14 protein-coding genes are annotated in these 17,188 nt (G+C 31.6%); 8 read left to right on the top strand and 6 right to left on the bottom strand.

Translation table 11 applies throughout. From position 1 onward, the window contains the following. Positions 1 to 15: 15 nt before the first annotated feature. From MHH94_RS12475 to MHH94_RS12455, 5 genes are all read right to left on the bottom strand, one after another. Positions 16 to 894 (bottom strand): glycine betaine ABC transporter substrate-binding protein, encoded by an 879-nt coding sequence (locus tag MHH94_RS12475; RefSeq protein ID WP_048541674.1) that lies wholly within the window; start codon positions 892 to 894, stop codon positions 16 to 18. Positions 895 to 911: 17 nt separating this feature from the next. After that, positions 912 to 1,748, bottom strand: coding sequence for an ABC transporter permease (locus MHH94_RS12470; RefSeq protein WP_048541676.1), 837 nt, complete (start codon positions 1,746 to 1,748; stop codon positions 912 to 914). Beyond that, positions 1,741 to 2,778 (bottom strand): quaternary amine ABC transporter ATP-binding protein, encoded by a 1,038-nt coding sequence (locus tag MHH94_RS12465; protein ID WP_048541678.1) that lies wholly within the window; start codon positions 2,776 to 2,778, stop codon positions 1,741 to 1,743. Before MHH94_RS12465 ends, MHH94_RS12470 begins: the two co-directional genes overlap by 8 nt. 290 nt (positions 2,779 to 3,068) lie before the next feature. Further along, positions 3,069 to 3,941, bottom strand: a complete 873-nt coding sequence (locus MHH94_RS12460) for an SDR family oxidoreductase (RefSeq protein WP_058591799.1) — start codon at positions 3,939 to 3,941, stop codon at positions 3,069 to 3,071. 84 nt (positions 3,942 to 4,025) lie between these two features. After that, on the bottom strand, positions 4,026 to 4,874 hold the full coding sequence (locus tag MHH94_RS12455; protein WP_088592526.1) for an oxidoreductase: 849 nt from the start codon (positions 4,872 to 4,874) through the stop codon (positions 4,026 to 4,028). 61 nt (positions 4,875 to 4,935) lie between these two features. On the opposite strand from MHH94_RS12455, the gene panB reads away from it, so the two are divergent. Together panB and panC are read left to right on the top strand one after the other, a co-directional pair. Beyond that, a complete protein-coding gene (panB, locus tag MHH94_RS12450) occupies positions 4,936 to 5,742 on the top strand; it encodes a 3-methyl-2-oxobutanoate hydroxymethyltransferase (RefSeq protein ID WP_058591801.1) in 807 nt (268 codons plus the stop codon). After that, positions 5,742 to 6,584, top strand: coding sequence for a pantoate--beta-alanine ligase (gene panC, locus MHH94_RS12445; RefSeq protein WP_119650362.1), 843 nt, complete (start codon positions 5,742 to 5,744; stop codon positions 6,582 to 6,584). The genes panB and panC overlap by 1 nt, the downstream gene beginning before the upstream one ends. Before the next feature lie 220 nt (positions 6,585 to 6,804). Here the strand turns inward: panC and MHH94_RS12440 are convergent, their stop codons facing one another. Next, positions 6,805 to 8,211, bottom strand: a complete 1,407-nt coding sequence (locus MHH94_RS12440) for a 6-phospho-beta-glucosidase (protein ID WP_252572152.1) — start codon at positions 8,209 to 8,211, stop codon at positions 6,805 to 6,807. 157 nt (positions 8,212 to 8,368) lie between these two features. Between MHH94_RS12440 and MHH94_RS12435 the strand changes: the two genes are divergently transcribed. From MHH94_RS12435 to MHH94_RS12410, 6 genes are all read left to right on the top strand, one after another. Then, a complete protein-coding gene (locus tag MHH94_RS12435) occupies positions 8,369 to 9,238 on the top strand; it encodes a MurR/RpiR family transcriptional regulator (protein WP_232156757.1) in 870 nt (289 codons plus the stop codon). A 596-nt stretch (positions 9,239 to 9,834) separates the two neighbouring features. Beyond that, entirely contained in the window at positions 9,835 to 12,591 is a 2,757-nt protein-coding gene (locus MHH94_RS12430) for a CDP-glycerol glycerophosphotransferase family protein (RefSeq protein WP_340841306.1), read from the top strand. A gap of 11 nt (positions 12,592 to 12,602) precedes the next feature. After that, positions 12,603 to 13,469, top strand: coding sequence for a UTP--glucose-1-phosphate uridylyltransferase GalU (gene galU, locus MHH94_RS12425; RefSeq protein ID WP_340841304.1), 867 nt, complete (start codon positions 12,603 to 12,605; stop codon positions 13,467 to 13,469). A gap of 17 nt (positions 13,470 to 13,486) precedes the next feature. After that, positions 13,487 to 15,133, top strand: a complete 1,647-nt coding sequence (locus tag MHH94_RS12420; RefSeq protein WP_340841302.1) for a phospho-sugar mutase — start codon at positions 13,487 to 13,489, stop codon at positions 15,131 to 15,133. Positions 15,134 to 15,372: 239 nt separating this feature from the next. Beyond that, entirely contained in the window at positions 15,373 to 15,732 is a 360-nt protein-coding gene (locus MHH94_RS12415; protein WP_340841300.1) for a hypothetical protein, read from the top strand. 150 nt (positions 15,733 to 15,882) lie between these two features. After that, entirely contained in the window at positions 15,883 to 17,187 is a 1,305-nt protein-coding gene (locus MHH94_RS12410; protein ID WP_325888122.1) for a glycosyltransferase family 2 protein, read from the top strand. Position 17,188 lies beyond the last annotated feature (1 nt).

Raw genomic sequence — 17,188 nt, 5'->3', positions numbered from 1 at the left:
TTTATAAAAGATGGATTATTTATCTTTCTTAGAATCTTTCGTCCATTCTTTTACTTTATCTTGGTTATCATCTACCCATTTTTCTGCAGCTTTCTTAGGAGATGTACCTTCTTGGATATCTAACATAACAGATTCCATGTCTTTAGTAGTCCAATTAAAGTTATCTAAAGTTTCATATGCTTTAGGGCTGTCTTTTTTCAAGTCTTTACGAGCCATTGTATTAATGTGCTCAGCTTTACCAAATGAGCCTTTAGGGTCTTTCAAGTATTTCAAGTCATATTTTTGGAATTTCCAGTGTGGTGACCAACCAGTTACAACGATGTCGTCACCTTTTTTCATAGCTTGACCTAATGTTGTAGCCATTGCACCTGATGAAGAAGTTTCAACTTTCCATCCATCTAAGTTATAATCTTTAACTGCTTTTTCAGATGCTTTTACAACTCCAGCACCTGGTTCGATACCAACGATTTTCTTACCAGCTTGGTCTTTCAAGTCAGAAATTGAATCGCCATCGAAATCTTTATTTACAACAAGTCCGATTTTAGCCCCTTTAAGGTTTGGACCTAAGTCATCAAGATTTTTCTTATGTTTTTTGTATAAATCCCCGTGTGTACCTGGTAACCAAGCACTAACCATTGCGTCTGTTTCACCAGAAGCAACTGATTCCCACATTACGGCATTATCTAAAGGTGTGATTTCAACATTGTAACCTTCATCTTCTAAAACTTTTTGCATAACATGTGTTGAAGCAATTTCTGAATCCCATTCAACGTAAGATAAGTTAATATCTTTTTTACCTAAGTCTCCATCTTCACTTGAGCCACCATTGCCACATGCTGCTAACACTAGTGCTAAAGAAAGCATAAGTACGAGTACACGCCATTTGTTCTTCATAAGTAATTCCTCCTAGATTATTTGTTTTTAGATGATTGTGTAAAGCGGTCGATGATAATAGCAAGGATAACGATACTTAAACCTGCTACGAAACCTGAACCGACTTCTGCACGTTGTAGAGAACTTAACACATCTCTACCTAATCCCGGTGCACCAATCATTGATGCTATTACAACCATTGATAAAGCTAACATTACAGTTTGGTTTACACCTGCCATGATAGATGCTTTAGCAAGAGGGAGTTGTACTTTAATTAATTTTTGCATGGATGTTGTACCAAATGAATCACTTGCTTCTATTAATTCAGCAGATATTTGTCTAATACCTAAGTTTGTTAAACGTATTGTTGGTGGAGTTGCAAATATAATAGATGCGAATACACCTGGAACCATACCAATTCCGAAGAATGCGACTGCTGGAATTAAATATACGAATGCTGGCATTGTTTGCATAAAGTCTAAAATAGGTTTCATAACTGCTTGGAAACGATCGCTTCTAGACATTAAAATACCGAGCGGAACACCGATAATAACAGATAGCAAACTACTGATAATAACAAGTGTCATCGTGTTCAGTAATTGATCCCATAAATCTTGGTTATAAATGAAGAATAAACCAATACCTACTAAAATAGGGGCAACAATTTTCTTATTCATAACAAAGTAAGCAAGAACCATGATGATAATGATAAAGACAAACGGATGTAACAACTCTAGTAATGAAATGATAAGTTGCATAAAGTCACCAAGATACGTCTTAATCGGTTCAAAAATAAAACTAAAAGTTTCTGTTAACCATTCTACAAATGCGTTAGCCCAATCTGATACAGGTAAAATAGGCAACATATTAAGCATGATTCATCACCTCATTTCCCTGTGCTAATACATCGAATACATCTTGGAAATTAAGTTTCCCGACAATTTTATTGTCTTTCTTAATCCAAAGTTCGTGTGTGCCAGATTTGAAGTGAGGGAATGTTTGATAAAGTAGCGACTCGGCATCTATAAATGACATGCCATCTACTAATTCAACATTCTCAACTTTCTCCATAATATGTTTAACTTTTAATACTTTAGAACGATCAATATCTTTAACAAAGTCTTTAACGTAGTCGTCACCAGGATTAATTACAATCTCTTCCGGTGTACCAACTTGAGCGATTTCGCCATCTTTCATTAAAGCAATTCTATCACCAATATGAAGGGCTTCATCTAAATCATGTGTAATAAATATGATTGTTTTTTGCATGTCTTGTTGTAGTTGTAAAAGCTCATTCTGCATTTCTTTACGAATCAGTGGATCTAATGCTGAGAAGGCTTCATCCATTAATAAAATATCTGTGTCATTAGCAAGTGCTCTTGCTAAACCTACACGTTGCTGCATACCACCAGATAATTGTTTTGGTAATTGATCTTTATATCCCGCTAGACCAACTAAATTTAAAGCATCTTCTGCTTTTTTTAAACGCTCTTTTTTTGAAACGTTTTTAATTTCTAAGCCAAATGCGACATTCTCAACAACTGTTTTGAAGGGAAATAATGCGAAACTTTGGAATACCATACTTAAATTCTCACGTCTAAAGTTACGTAAGTCTTCTTTATTTAACGAAGAAATGTTCTTATCGTTAATTAAGATATCTCCATCAGTTGGATCAATTAAACGATTAATCAAACGAATCAGTGTTGATTTACCGCTCCCGGAAAGACCCATTACAACAAATATCTCTCCATCTTCAATTGTGAAATTTGCATTCTTGACAGCTACTGTCGAACCAGTTTCCTTAAGGATTTCTTCTTTCGTTTTATCATCCTGTAAAAGTGACTTAACCTGGTCATTGTAATTGCCGAATACTTTAGTAACGTCTTTGATTTGTATATTACTCAAAATAACCAGTCCTTATCGATTTATTGACTTCTATAACGCTATCATACGAAATTTTAATAGTCAAATTGATATCGCACAATATTTTAACATTGAGAGTATAATTCTTATGATTAAATTTTACGTTTTTGTATTTAATTTTAAAAAATAAATAGTAACAATTGTTCCTATAACTAATGTAAAGAAAGCGCTTACTTAAATAAAAAATATCGAGAATCTTCATATTTAAATTAGCGCTTTAAAATTTCTAGAATTACAGAAAAAAATTTTTTTAAATCTTTTTTAATATCATATTAAGTTGTCATAAAGTCTCCGCCATTGATGTGAATGACCTGTCCGGTGACATAAGTAGAATCTTGGGAAGCTAAATAAACAAAAGCAGGTGCATTTTCACTTGGTTGCCCTCGTCTACCTAGTGGTGTATCTGAACCAGCATTTTCTACTTTGTCTTTCTCGAAAGTTGCGGGGATTAATGGTGTATATATCGGTCCTGGTGCAACTGCATTAACACGAATCCCTTTACTAGCTAACGAAGCCGCAAGAGAACGCGTGAATGATACAATGGCGCCTTTAGTAGATGAATAATCAATTAAATGGGCTGAACCACGATAAGCCGTTACACTAGTCGTATTAATAATTGTGTCTCCTTTACTTAAGTGAGGTAATACAGCTTGGCACAAGTAAAACATTCCAAAGAAATTGGTTTCAAAAGTTTCTTGTAATTGTTCCTTAGTAATATCTTCGAAATTATCTTGTGGATGTTGGATACCACCATTATTAACTAATATATTGATTTGCCCGAAGTCTTCAATGACTTTGTTTACAAGTTCTTTGGCGTGATTTTCTATTTTTAAGTCGTGTTTATACGCCTTTGCTTTGATACCTAGTTCTTCAAGTCTTGTTAATGCATATTTAGCATCTTTGTCTTCATCATAATAAGCGATAGCTACATTTGCACCTTCTTTAGCAAATAAGATGGCAGTTGCTTCACCTATACCAGAATCACCACCAGTAATCAGTGCAACTTTTCCTTTCAATTTACCACCAGCTTTATAATCTTCATCTTCAATAATAGGCTTTGGTTCCATCTCGTGCTCTATACCAGGTTGTACGTCTTGAGTGTATCCTTCTATTTCTTCGTGCTTTTGTTCGAATTTATCTTTCATGAAGTTAACCACCTCTTGTTAAAATGATAATATACTTTACCCTAAAAAAGTAAAATGAAACGAATGGGTTTGCAAATTTATGCATTAAAATGTACTTAAAACTGCATAAGTACTATCTATATAAGGTGTTGTTAAATGATGTTTTTTGCTAATTTTGTAGATATATCCTTGTATAAACGCCGTTTCTAAAGGTTTTTTACTTATTATGTCGTAATACATACTTGTACCCATATCATCTGGATATCCTTCATAAATTTTCATAATGCTTTTTTCAAAATCATCATCAAAATAAATACCTTCAGCTTTAGCAACACGATTACCTTCAACTAATAAGTTGTAACAAAGTGCATGTATTTGATCATGCTTAAGTACACGAGCTGGTTGTCTCGTTAGTGCAGTTACCGTATTAATGCCTAAATTGACGATTAATTTATACCAAACATGTTGATCATAATCTTCGAGACATTCAAGATTGAGTAAACTATCTTTAGTTAAATTTTTAATGTCTAATGTGTACGCATGAATAGGTAATCTTAAAGTCCAATCTCTAAAATGCGTTACGACGTTGCCTTCTTTTTGTCCGCTTATATATACGACAGCGTGAAATTTGTGCGGGTGATCAATTTTTTCTAACTGTCCATAGCCATTTTGAGTTAAAATAATAACGCTATTAGCATGGAGGATATGATGAAGATATGGGATGATTGCGTCGAGTTGCGTTGCTTTAACAGCGATAAATAAAATATCTACTTTTTCATGTGCATCTTCTAAAGAGTGAACGGGAAATGAATGTTGCACATCTTGATTGTATTCTTGGAAATAGACTGTAGCGTTTGATCTTCCAAAGAGTGTAACATCAAGGTTTGATTGTGTTAAAGCAAATGTAATGGCTGTACCCACAGCACCAGGACCGATTATTCCAAACTTTTTCATTTATTATTTTCCTTTCAATGTTAATATATACATAATAACAAATATAAGAGGGTGGTACGGGATGAAAACCATTAAACAATTGTTGACCATGAAAGAACAAAAAGAAAAAATATCCATGATTACAGCATACGATTATCCAAGTGCTAAACAAGCAGAAGCAGCAGGTATAGACACTATTTTAGTAGGCGATTCTTTAGGAATGGTTGTGTTGGGCTACGATAGTACAGTCGAAGTGACAATGGAAGATATGATACATCATGCGAAAGCTGTTAGAAGAGGTGCACCAGATAGTTACGTAATCGTTGATGTACCTTTTGGAGCAGTCGGTATCGACCATACAACCGATATGAAAAACGCGATTCAATTATATAAAGATACTAAAGCAAACGCTGTAAAAATCGAAGGTGTGCATACGACATTGATTCAAGGTTGTACTCAAATTGGTGTGCCTGTCGTATCTCATTTAGGCTTAACACCTCAAAGCGTCGGCATTACAGGTTATAAATTACAAGCAAGTTCAAAAAGAGAAGCTGAACAACTCATAGAAGATGCGAAAGCAGTTGAACAAGCTGGTGCAGTGATGCTCGTATTAGAAGCGATTCCAAGTGATTTAGCAGAAGTGATTACAGAACAACTGACAATTCCAGTTATCGGTATAGGCGCAGGAAAAGGTACAGATGGTCAAGTACTCGTATATCATGATTTATTAAATTACGGTTCAGAACATATTGCTAAATTTGTGAAACAATACGGTGATTTTTCAAATGGTATAGACGCACTAAAAGCATATCATGAAGAAGTTAAAAGTGGTGCATTCCCTTCAGAAGCACACACATATAAGAAGAAAGTGATGGGGGAGACAGAGTAGTGACGCAAGTAGTAGAACGAATTAAAGATATGAATTCAATCGTATCTCAATTTAAATCTCAAGGTAAAACAATAGGACTCGTACCAACCATGGGTGCATTGCATGATGGCCATTTAAAAATGATGAAACAATCAATAGAAGAAAATGATGTAACTGCAGTGAGTATTTTTGTAAATCCATTACAATTTGGACCTAATGAAGACTTTGATGATTACCCAAGACCATTTGAATCTGATTTACAGAAGCTTAAACAAATTGGCGTAGATTATGTATTTCATCCAACAGTTGAAGAAATGTATCCAGGAGAACTAGAGATGACGATTACAGTAGGTCGTTTAGCACAAGTGCTTGAAGGTAAGAAGAGACCAGGTCACTTTGATGGCGTTGTAACAGTTGTTAATAAGCTGTTTAATATTATTCAACCAACACGCGCATACTTCGGTAAAAAAGACGCACAACAACTCGCTATAATAGAAAAAATGGTAGAAGACTTTAACCACTCAATTCAAATTGTACCAATAGATATCGTGCGAGAAGCAGACGGACTAGCAAAAAGTTCAAGAAATATCTATTTAACAGAAGAAGAAAGAAAAGAAGCTGTACATTTATCTAAAAGTTTAGCATTAGCTAAGAAGAAATATGACGAAAGGGAAAGAAATAGTGATGTCTTAATACAAACCATCACGCAATATTTAGAAAGTAACGTGAGCGGAGATATCGTAGAAGTCGCAATTTATAGTTATCCAGAATTAGAAGAACAACATACAATAGAAGGACAAATCTTTATCTCACTAGCCGTTAAATTTAGCCAAGCAAGATTAATAGATAATATTATTATATAGGAAAATAATGAAGCCGATTGTGCAGGAGTACAATCGGCTTTTTTGTATTAAAATGGGGGCGCTAACGATCAAGAGTGAAAAACAAGATTGTTAGAAATTCTAACGTTCAAGAATCGCAAACAAGATCGTTAGCGCACGACATTCACACTCACACACATACACAAAAAAACGTGAGACATCATTCTGCCTCACGCTTCATCCAAGACTCCTATACTCTTACTTACACTTCCTTCAATGTTGCTTCAGCGCTCAATGCTCTTGCTTTGTCATCTTTAATTGTGACACCTTGTGCTTCTAATTGAGCGATTGTTGCTGCAAATTGTGGTAAGTATGCTTTATGAGCAATGAGTAATTCATTCATCACTTGTTTCGCAGATTCACCACTTTGAATTAATGGGTTGATAATAAATGCTTGTAATAGTAATCCGTAATCTCCTGTAACGGCTGCTTCTTCTACACATAATTCCATATTCTTCATTACTTGTAACCATCCGCGTTCTGCTGGATGTAGGGAACCGAATGCGATTGGTTGTGCACCTGTCGCGTTGATATATGCTGACACTTCTACAACATCATCAGGTGCTAAGTCTGGTACTGCACCTTTATTAACAGTAGATACAACTACATGTGTATTTTTATTTGAAGCGATAGATGCAATTGTCTCACATGCGACATCTGAATAATGTGTGCCGCCACGCTCGCTTAATTGTTCTGGTTTATGATCGAGATGTTCATCTTTATAGAGTTCAAATAATTCTTTTTCCGTTTGTCTAACTTGTTCAGCACGCGTACCGATTTCTGGATCATTGTATTCTTTAAGTGCATGTTCAAGCATTTCTTCTGCACGGTAGTAATATCTATGGTAACCACATGGAATGAGCTGCATGTGTTGTAATTGTTCTTCGAAAAATGGTACATCAAAGATATTAGAAGGTAACGATGATGCATCTTCAACTAATTGTTTATTTAATTGATCAGTCACGTCATGACCATTTGCGTCTTTAACTCGATGCCAGTGAAAATGGTTTAACCCTGCAAAGTGATGCGTAAGTTCTCCATCACCAACATTCAGCATTTCCGGCTCATTAATCAAACTATTCACAGGTACATTACATAGACCAAGTACTTTTTCCCATTTGCCGTATCGTACGATAGCATCTGTAACCATGCCACTTGGATTTGTAAAGTTAATTAACCATGCATTTGGACAAAGTTCTTTCATATCTTCGACAATATCTAATAAGACAGGAATTGTTCTTAACGCTTTGAAAATACCACCTGGACCATTCGTTTCTTGACCTAAGAAGCCATGCGATAAAGGAATGCGTTCATCTTTAATTCTAGCATCTAATAAACCCACTCTAAATTGAGTCGTAACGAAATCAGCATCTTTTAAAGCTTCACGTCTATCTAATGATAAATTTACTGTGACATCATATGGAGAAGCATCCCACATTCTTTGCGCCATTTTGCCGACAGTTTCTAATTTCTCTTTACCTTCAGGAATGTCTACCAACCAAATTTCACTTAAAGGTAAAGATTCATAACGTTTAATAAAACCTTCCATCAATTCAGGCGTATAACTGCTGCCGCCACCGATAGTTACAATTTTTATCCCTTTTTCCATTATAATGACCTCCTAATATTTTCTTTCTTATGCACGTTAAGTATAAAATAGAAGTAATCATTAAAAAGGCAAATCGGGCATTATCAAATGACATTTACAAATTTCCTGAAAATAAATGGGATTTTTGTAATGACTTTTTACAAAAGGAGATATTTATATGCTTTTAACAGAAAGAATGAAAGAAGATATATTTTCGCAAGCAGAACAAAGTATCATTCAATATTTGTTTGAAGAAAGAGAGAAGATTAAGTCCAAGACGTTAAATCAAATATCTAAAGAAACATATACACATCCTTCTACTGGTATTCGCATAGCTAAAAAGTTAGGATATGACGGTTGGTTAGAGTTAAAGGATCATTATTTAGAAGAAGTAGAATACTTAAACAGACATTATGAATCAATAGACGCAAACTTCCCATTTGATGCATCAGATAATAACATGTCCATTAGCCATAAATTAGCACGACTCAATCAAACAACGATAGACGACACCGTGCATTTAATAGATCATCAAGAATTGGATAAAGCAGTCGCGTATTTAAACGAAGCGGAAACCATCAAAATCTTTGGACTGTATCATAATTTAATGATATGTGAAGACTTTGAAATGAGAATGAATCAAATTGGCAAGACCGTTAAGCTCTGCGCACTCGAACCCCATTTTGAAATAGAAAAGTCGTCGAAACATACATGTGCCATCTTCATTTCATATAGTGGTGAAAATCAAAGCATCTTGAAATTATTACCGATGTTAAAGAAAAAGCATATTCCAATTATCGGACTGACAAGCATTGGTGAAAATACAGTAACCAAATACGCAGACAGTATATTACGCATTTCAACAAGAGAAAAGTTGTATTCCAAAATCAGTAACTTCACAACACGAGATTCCATCAGTTTCTTGATGGATATCTTGTATGCTTGCGTGTATGGAACGGATTATGACAAACATACAGATTATAAGATTAATATCGCTAAGAATTTTGACAACCGCGTGACGCATAATAAGATGATACAGGAGAAGTGATGGATGGGAAAATTTTATAATAATTTTAAAACATGTAACACATCATTCATTTATGACCAGTTAATTTAGTTAATTTCATATTATTTTAAAGGTGTTTTATATTTATTTAATTATAATATTCAATAAATACAAATAAACAAATGTATATTATTAATTGATTGAGTAGAGCGATTTTTAATTTTGCAATCTTAAATAATTATCTTTTTCTTTTGAATTTTAATGATATAATTAAAGTATGTAAAATGTATTATTTTCCCTATTTCTGAAAACACTTTTAGTATTATGTTGTTTTATAAATAGAAATAGTAGTGAATATTTCATAATATTCACTTGATATTTTACAAAATTATAAATAAAGAAATATTGGATAAGGGGACTGGAATATGAAGTTATTTTTCAAATTTATGAGTATTGCAACGGTTTTAATATACATATTAATTAAAATACAAAATATAGTTCAAGATTATTTGGAAATTAAAAATGGTGAGTATAAAGAGGAATAGAATAATCAACAGACGATTGATTATGTTGATCTTGTTTGACTGAATTTCCTAAAATTATAATAGATAACAATTTATTAGAAAGAAGAGGAAAAAATGAAAAAAAGAGTTTTAAAGAAGTATAATAATTATAAAAAAAATAAAGGTAAGTTAATATATGTAAATGCAAGACGTAATAAAAAAATTAAAAAAGGAAATATTCTTTTTGAAGCGGTGCATGGAGATACATATGGTGGCCATATTTATTACATGATAAAAGAGTTGTTAAATAATAGTAAACTTAATTTTAAAATTTATGTTTCCTTAAAAGATACTGAAGATATTGAGTTATTATTTGATAAGTCAGAATTAAAGAGAATTAATTTTGTAAAACATATGTCCAATCAATACTACGAATTAATGGCTACTTGTGAATATTTAATAAATGATACGACATTTTATCCGTTCTTTAATAAGAGAGAAGGTCAGAAATATTATATCATTTGGCATGGAACGCCTTTAAAACATATGGGGAAAGATATTCCTAAAGTAGTAGATATTGCTAATGTGCAGAGAAATTTCTATATGGCTGATAGAATATATGTTAATAATCAAAAAACAATGGAAATATTGGCAAGGACACATCATTTAAACAATGTCTATAACGGTAAATTTATAGTTGGTCCTTCTCCAAGAAATAGTGTCTTTTTTGATGAAGAGAAAAGAAATCAGAATAGAAATGATTTCAATTTAAATAATAAAAAAATGCTAGCATATATGCCTACATGGAGAGGGAATATTGGTAGTGTACAGAATTCTCAACATGTTACAAAGTTAATTACATATTTTGAAGAAAATTTAGATGAAAATACAGTGCTATACGTAAAACTTCATCCATTTGAAAAAACTATTATTCCAGATTCATACGAGAAAGTTAAACCATTCCCGTCTAACATTGAGACATATGAATTTCTAGCTGTCACTGATTGTCTTATCACAGACTATTCATCAGTAATGTACGATTACGTGAATTTAGGTAAACCAGTTATACTTTATACTTATGATTATAAAGATTATAAAGAAAATAGAGGTTTATATGACGATTTATCATTATACCCATTTATACAATCAAACAGCTTAGAAGGATTGTTAAAGCAAGTTGAACAAATTCCGCAACAAATCGATTATCAAGAATTTAAAAATGAATATAATAAGTATGACAAGATAGATGCGCCTAAAATCATTATTAATCATATGTTTTTAGATAAAGATGATTTAACGATTGAAGAACATAATCTTCATAATGGTAAAGAAACAGTAGTAATTGTTAGTGGAGGATTTTGGAGTAATGGTATTACGACTGCTTTAATCAACACATTAGAAAATATTGATACTACAGAAAAAAATTATATTTGTTTCTTTGAAAAAGATAAGGTAAAAAAAGAACATTATTATCGCTTGTTAGATTTACCTGAAAACGTTCATTTTTATCCAACAGTTGGAGAAATAAACGGTAGTATTAAAGATAGATTGCTGATGAAAAGATATTTATGGAACGAAAAATTCAAAATTAAAGGTATGGAAAAAGATTTAAGCAGAATTTTCAAAGAAGAATTTAGTAGACTATTTGGTGATTTAAAAATAGATTGGTTTATTCATTATACTGGCTTTGAAAGAAAAAGTGCTGAAATGATGCGACATATTGATACAAATACTGCTATCTGGGTGCATACTGATATGTTTGCTGAGTACGAAGCTAAAAAGAATTTTAGTAAAAAAATTATCTATGGTGCATATGAAAAAGCCAATAAAATCGTACTTGTTCATAGAAATTTAAAAGCAAATCTTATCAATCATTTACCACAAGTTTCTAATAAAATAGTCACTGTAAATAATTTCCTAGGAGAACAAAGAACAAGAAAACTAGCAAAAGAAAATTTATTAGAATCGATTGATAATGTTCATGTTGATTATGCTTATAATGAAAATATGTATTTGGATTTTGCAAATTTAGATCAAGAACAGCTAGATGATAAAATAATACAGGATTATCCAGAACAAACAGTATTGACGGAAAATATAACTGAGTCTATAAAGCAATTGGAAACTAAAGAAGAACATTCAAAATCAACATTAGTAACTCAAAAAGATAAAATAGAAAAAAGTATTGTAAACTCTATTACTGGACTTTATGAAGATTTCTTAAAAGATAGAGAGTTAACAGAAACGTTCAAACATTTATTTGTGAATAACCAAGATGTAATCGATGAATACTTTAATTTAAATGAGAAGGATCCTATTGTTAATTCTGTGGAATTATATAATCAGATGAGGGTTTCAAAATGTAGAATGCTCGATGCCTTGTATAATCCAGAAATTAAAGTATACATGAATATTGGAAGATATGATTATCAAAAAGGCCACGATAAGTTAATAGCTGCATTTGAAAAGGTCTATATTGAAAATCCAAATGTATTTTTAATTATGGTATGTCCACATGGACCTTTAAAATCTCAAACAATTCAATGGGTTCGAGATTCAGTTGCAAAGGAAAATATTGTAATTCTAGGTGGCATAAACAACCCATATCCTTTATTAGATCATGTGGATGCTTTCGTTCTATCTTCAAATTATGAAGGTTTAGGGTTAGTAGTATATGAAGCTTTAGCTTTAAATACTGATGTAATAACAGTGAATTTAAAAGAAACAACTGAATATTTAAATGAAAATCAAGCGATAATTACAGAAAACAGTGTGGAAGGTCTTGTAGATGGACTTATGATACATCTAGAAGGAAATAAATCGTTTGAAGAATTTGATTTCAATTACTATAAAGAAAAATCTAAACAAGAATTTATAAATGTATTTAAGTAAAGGAGATTATTATGACTAAAATAAAAAAAGCAATTATTCCTGCCGCTGGCTTAGGAACAAGATTTTTACCTGCTACAAAAGCAATGCCTAAAGAAATGTTACCAATATTAGATAAACCAACAATTCAATACATCGTAGAAGAAGCGTCACGTGCTGGAATTGAAGATATTATCATTGTAACTGGTAAACATAAACGCGCGATTGAAGATCATTTTGATATTCAAAAGGAACTTGAAACAACATTGTATGAAAAAGGCAAACTTGAATTACTTGATAAAGTTCAATATTCAACAGAATTAGCGAATATTTTCTATGTCAGACAAAAAGAACAAAAAGGATTAGGCCATGCGATTCACACAGCGAAGCAATTTATTGGAAATGAACCTTTCGCAGTATTATTAGGTGATGACATTGTTGAATCGGATAATCCAGCTATTAAACAATTAATGGAACAATACGAAGCAACAGGCAAATCAGTAATTGGTGTACAAACGGTACCTGAATTAGAAACACATCGTTATGGCATCATTGACCCGAATTCACAAGATGATCGTTTATACGAAGTGAATCGTTTTGTGGAGAAACCAGAACAAGGAACTGCGCCATCTAATCTAGCGATTATGGGTAGATACGTTTTATCTCCTCAAATCTTTGATTATCTTGAGAATCAAACCGAAGGTAGTGGCGGAGAAATTCAATTAACAGATGCGATCGAACGTTTAAATAAAGATGATAAAGTTTATGCGTATGATTTTGAAGGACAACGCTATGATGTCGGAGAAAAAATTGGATTTGTGAAGACGACGATAGAGTACGCATTGAAAGATGAAGAAATGCGTGATGAAATTAAACGCTATATTCAAACATTAGATATTTAAGTAAAGGAGCTAGAACTTTGAGAGCACAATGGGAACAAAGAATATCTGAAAGTTTAGTTGAACAGTTTCATAACGTTCAAACAGAAGAAGAAGTAGCAACTGGATTTACAGATGTCTTATCATTTGGAACAGCTGGTATTAGAAGTACCTTCGGTATAGGACCAGGTAGATTGAATAAATTCACGATTCAAAAGTTTGCGCTAGGTTTAGCTAAATATTTAACGCATATTTCAAATACGCCTAAAATCGTTATTCATTTTGATACACGTCATTTATCTCAAGAATTTGCGATAGAAATCGCGAAAGTATTAGGTACCAATGGTATTGAAGTTATTTTGCCAGAAACGTACAAATCAACACCAGAACTATCATTCGCAGTACGACACTTGAAAACAACTGCGGGTATTATGATTACGGCAAGCCATAACCCTAAGAATTATAATGGAATCAAAGTATATGGTTCAGATGGTGGCCAGTTATTAACAGAGCCTTCATTAGAATTAAGCCGTTATATTGATACAGTAGAAGACCCATTAAATATACAAACAGACGACTTTAAAGCGTTACAAGAATGTAAACTGATCTTACCATTTAAAGATGAAACAACTAAAGCTTATAAAGCAGCGGTTAAAAATCTTGTTGGTTCATTTGAATCAGCTGAAACAAAAACAATATTAACAAGTTTACATGGCACAAGTCTGCCTTTATTGTCTGACGTGCTTGAAGATTTGTCATATACAAACTATGTTGTTGAAGAAAAACAATCTACACCTAACGGTGATTTTCCAACAGTGCGTATAGCCAATCCGGAAGAAGCAGATACGTTTGATTTAAGTAAACAATTAGCTGAGAAAGAACAGGCGCAACTCATTATCGCAACTGATCCAGATGCCGACAGAATCGGTATTGTTGAAAGGTATCAAGACGGATCAACAAGATATTTCAATGGTAATGAGATTGGACTATTACTCATTAAACTAAGACATGCGCAATTAACAAGCGATGCACATAAATACATGATTAAATCTGTTGTAACAGGTGCTTTAAGTGAAAAATTAGCACAATCATTGAACATTGAAGTAATTAATGTGTTAACAGGTTTCAAATACATCTCAGAACAATTAAAGCAATTAGAAGAAAAACAATCACAACTAGTTATAGCTTTCGAAGAAAGCCATGGCTATTTAGTAGAAGACTTCTCAAGAGATAAAGATGCGATACAAACAGCAGCACTATTGATTAAATATAAAGAACAACTGTCACAAGATAATCAGACTTTCAAAGATGTTTTAGACAATATTTATCAAGAACTAGGTCAGTATAAAGATAAGACACTCTCACCAACATTTGAAGGTGCAGAAGGACGAGAAAAAATCCAACAAATTATGAATGACTTTAAACAGTTAGACACAATTGAGTTAGACAATTTAACACCATTGTATATAGAAAACTACATCACACAAGAATCTCATGATATACAAAGTGGTGAGACAAGCACTATTCAGTTGCCTCAAACAGATCTTATCAAATTTATATTTGAAGAAGGATTTATAGCAGTTAGACCATCAGGAACAGAACCAAAAATGAAACTGTATTTCTCATTAGACGTTGAGGAATTGGATGATGTGATTGAAGAGTTCGAAGGGAATTTTAATTTGAAATAAGAAGAATAGCGAAAAGCAACCTTTCAGTAAACGAAAGGTTGCTTTTTTGTGTGCAATTAAATTTGGTGGAAGTAGATCGGTAATAAATATACTTGCAATATAGTTAAAATGTTTAGGGTAATAGATTTAATAATGTTGAAATGTAAAATTAAAATTAAAATTGTAAAAATCAAATTTACAAATGTAATAATTTGTAGTTTAATAATAATGATGATAGTTACATAGGGAAGAGGGAAAATATGAAAAATTTAATTCTTATAGTAATTATTTTTTTTCTCACAGTTATGTCTGCAATCTTAATGATGACAACAGGAAATGACTCAACAGATATTAAAGATACTAAAAAAGAAAATACAGAAAAAGTAGTTAAGAAAAAAGAGGATTCTGATAAGAAAGAAGTAAAAGCATATAACATAAAAAATAAGGAAGATTTAGCTAAGATTATATATAGCAAACAAGATGAGCAAACAAAGATGAACGCATATAATGAAGCAATCGAAAAAGGAATATTACCACGAAGTCACAATTATCAAGAAGCAGTTTATGCATATGAAGAGTCAGTTTGGCAAGGTGAAAATGAAATTACTAATCAAAAGTAAATACAATTAGAAAAGCTTTTGATTGATATTAGAAGAAATAGTATCATGGTTATATTTTAAAAAGTGTTCGATTTGATTTTATTAATAATTCATTTATAACTTAATCTGAATTTCTATCAATCTTTAATAATGATTTAGGGCGGGAAAATAATGATTTCAATAATAATAACTGTATACAATGCAGAAAACACAATAAATGCTACAATAAATGGAATTATAAAAAATTGTAGTAATGAGTTATTTGAAATTGTCATTGTAAATGATGGAAGTCAAGATGATACATTTAATATTTTAAATAAATATAAAAATGTTAATAATATAACCATTATCAATCAAGAAAATCAAGGTGTGAGTAAAGCAAGAAATGTAGGTTTAAAGCACGTCAGTAAGTACTCTGAATACATCACATTTGTTGATGATTCTGACATGATAAGTGGAAATTTTATATCAGAAGCTAAAAGTTTTTTTGAAAACTATAAAAATATAAATATTGCCGTCTCACCAATTCTAATATGTAAAAGCGAAAGTACATATAGTCATACACTAAATTATCGATTTAATAATATTAAGGAATATGTAGATATTATCGAAGACTATCATGACATTCATTTTCATATTGGTGGAGTAGTATTCAGAACGTCATTATTTAACAATCCTGAATATAAATTCAATGAATCGATATCTTTCTGGGAAGATGCTGCACTAATTAATACAATTATTTTAGATCAAAGGTATTATGGTCTATTACATAATAGTAATTATTATTATGACAGAAATAATACTAATTCTTTAAGCCAAATAGCTTGGTATTCTGATGCGAGATATACCAATCATATCAATACAAATTATTTACCTTTAATAACAAGGTCTATATCTAAATATGGAAAAGTTATTGACTATATACAATATTTAATTACATTGCATTATTTGGAGTATATATTAGAACATAATCAAAAGTTTATTAATAAAATGAAGAATAATTTATCAAAAGATTTTATTGATATTTCTAAGAAGCTATTTGAAAATATAGATATTAAAATTATTGATCAGTTAAAATGTCCAACACGATATAAGGTGTTTTTATATCATTTGAAAGGAGAAGTATATCCATATCATTTAAGAAATAATCATATTAGATTACTTATCCATCATTATAAAAATAAAAAAATATTATTTTCTTTATCAGATGATATAGGTGTTTCAGATGATAGTTCAGAGATAACTATATATTTTAGAAATAAGATTCAGACAAAAGTAATATCAAAGCGTAGAAGAGATGTAACAATATTCGGGAAAAAAGTAAATGATCTTTCACTAAACAATTTTGAAGCTAAAATACCGAGAAGATTGATTTTATTTGGGTTTAAAGTAAAAGTAAAAGATTTAAGAAATGACAATGAAATATGGATTAAAAGCGAATCCTTATATAAGAGGTTATTGCGTAAATTTATTTAAA

The organism is Mammaliicoccus sp. FSL K6-3158 (genome assembly GCF_038005105.1).
In the GTDB taxonomy this organism is placed as follows: domain Bacteria; phylum Bacillota; class Bacilli; order Staphylococcales; family Staphylococcaceae; genus Mammaliicoccus; species Mammaliicoccus sciuri.
Note: the sequence above shows the minus strand (reverse complement) of the source record. Positions and strands in the feature narration are given on the sequence as shown.

Bases quoted from the DNA above. Each gene is read 5' to 3' on its own strand.
- MHH94_RS12470 (WP_048541676.1), bottom strand. From the start codon at position 1,748: ATGCTTAATATGTTGCCTATTTTACCTGTATCAGATTGGGCTAACGCA.
- panB (WP_058591801.1), top strand. From the start codon at position 4,936: ATGAAAACCATTAAACAATTGTTGACCATGAAAGAACAAAAAGAAAAA.
- MHH94_RS12475 (WP_048541674.1), bottom strand. From the start codon at position 894: ATGAAGAACAAATGGCGTGTACTCGTACTTATGCTTTCTTTAGCACTA.
- MHH94_RS12460 (WP_058591799.1), bottom strand. From the start codon at position 3,941: ATGAAAGATAAATTCGAACAAAAGCACGAAGAAATAGAAGGATACACT.
- MHH94_RS12410 (WP_325888122.1), top strand. From the start codon at position 15,883: ATGATTTCAATAATAATAACTGTATACAATGCAGAAAACACAATAAAT.
- MHH94_RS12435 (WP_232156757.1), top strand. From the start codon at position 8,369: ATGCTTTTAACAGAAAGAATGAAAGAAGATATATTTTCGCAAGCAGAA.
- MHH94_RS12455 (WP_088592526.1), bottom strand. From the start codon at position 4,874: ATGAAAAAGTTTGGAATAATCGGTCCTGGTGCTGTGGGTACAGCCATT.
- MHH94_RS12415 (WP_340841300.1), top strand. From the start codon at position 15,373: ATGAAAAATTTAATTCTTATAGTAATTATTTTTTTTCTCACAGTTATG.
- MHH94_RS12440 (WP_252572152.1), bottom strand. From the start codon at position 8,211: ATGGAAAAAGGGATAAAAATTGTAACTATCGGTGGCGGCAGCAGTTAT.
- galU (WP_340841304.1), top strand. From the start codon at position 12,603: ATGACTAAAATAAAAAAAGCAATTATTCCTGCCGCTGGCTTAGGAACA.
- MHH94_RS12430 (WP_340841306.1), top strand. From the start codon at position 9,835: ATGAAAAAAAGAGTTTTAAAGAAGTATAATAATTATAAAAAAAATAAA.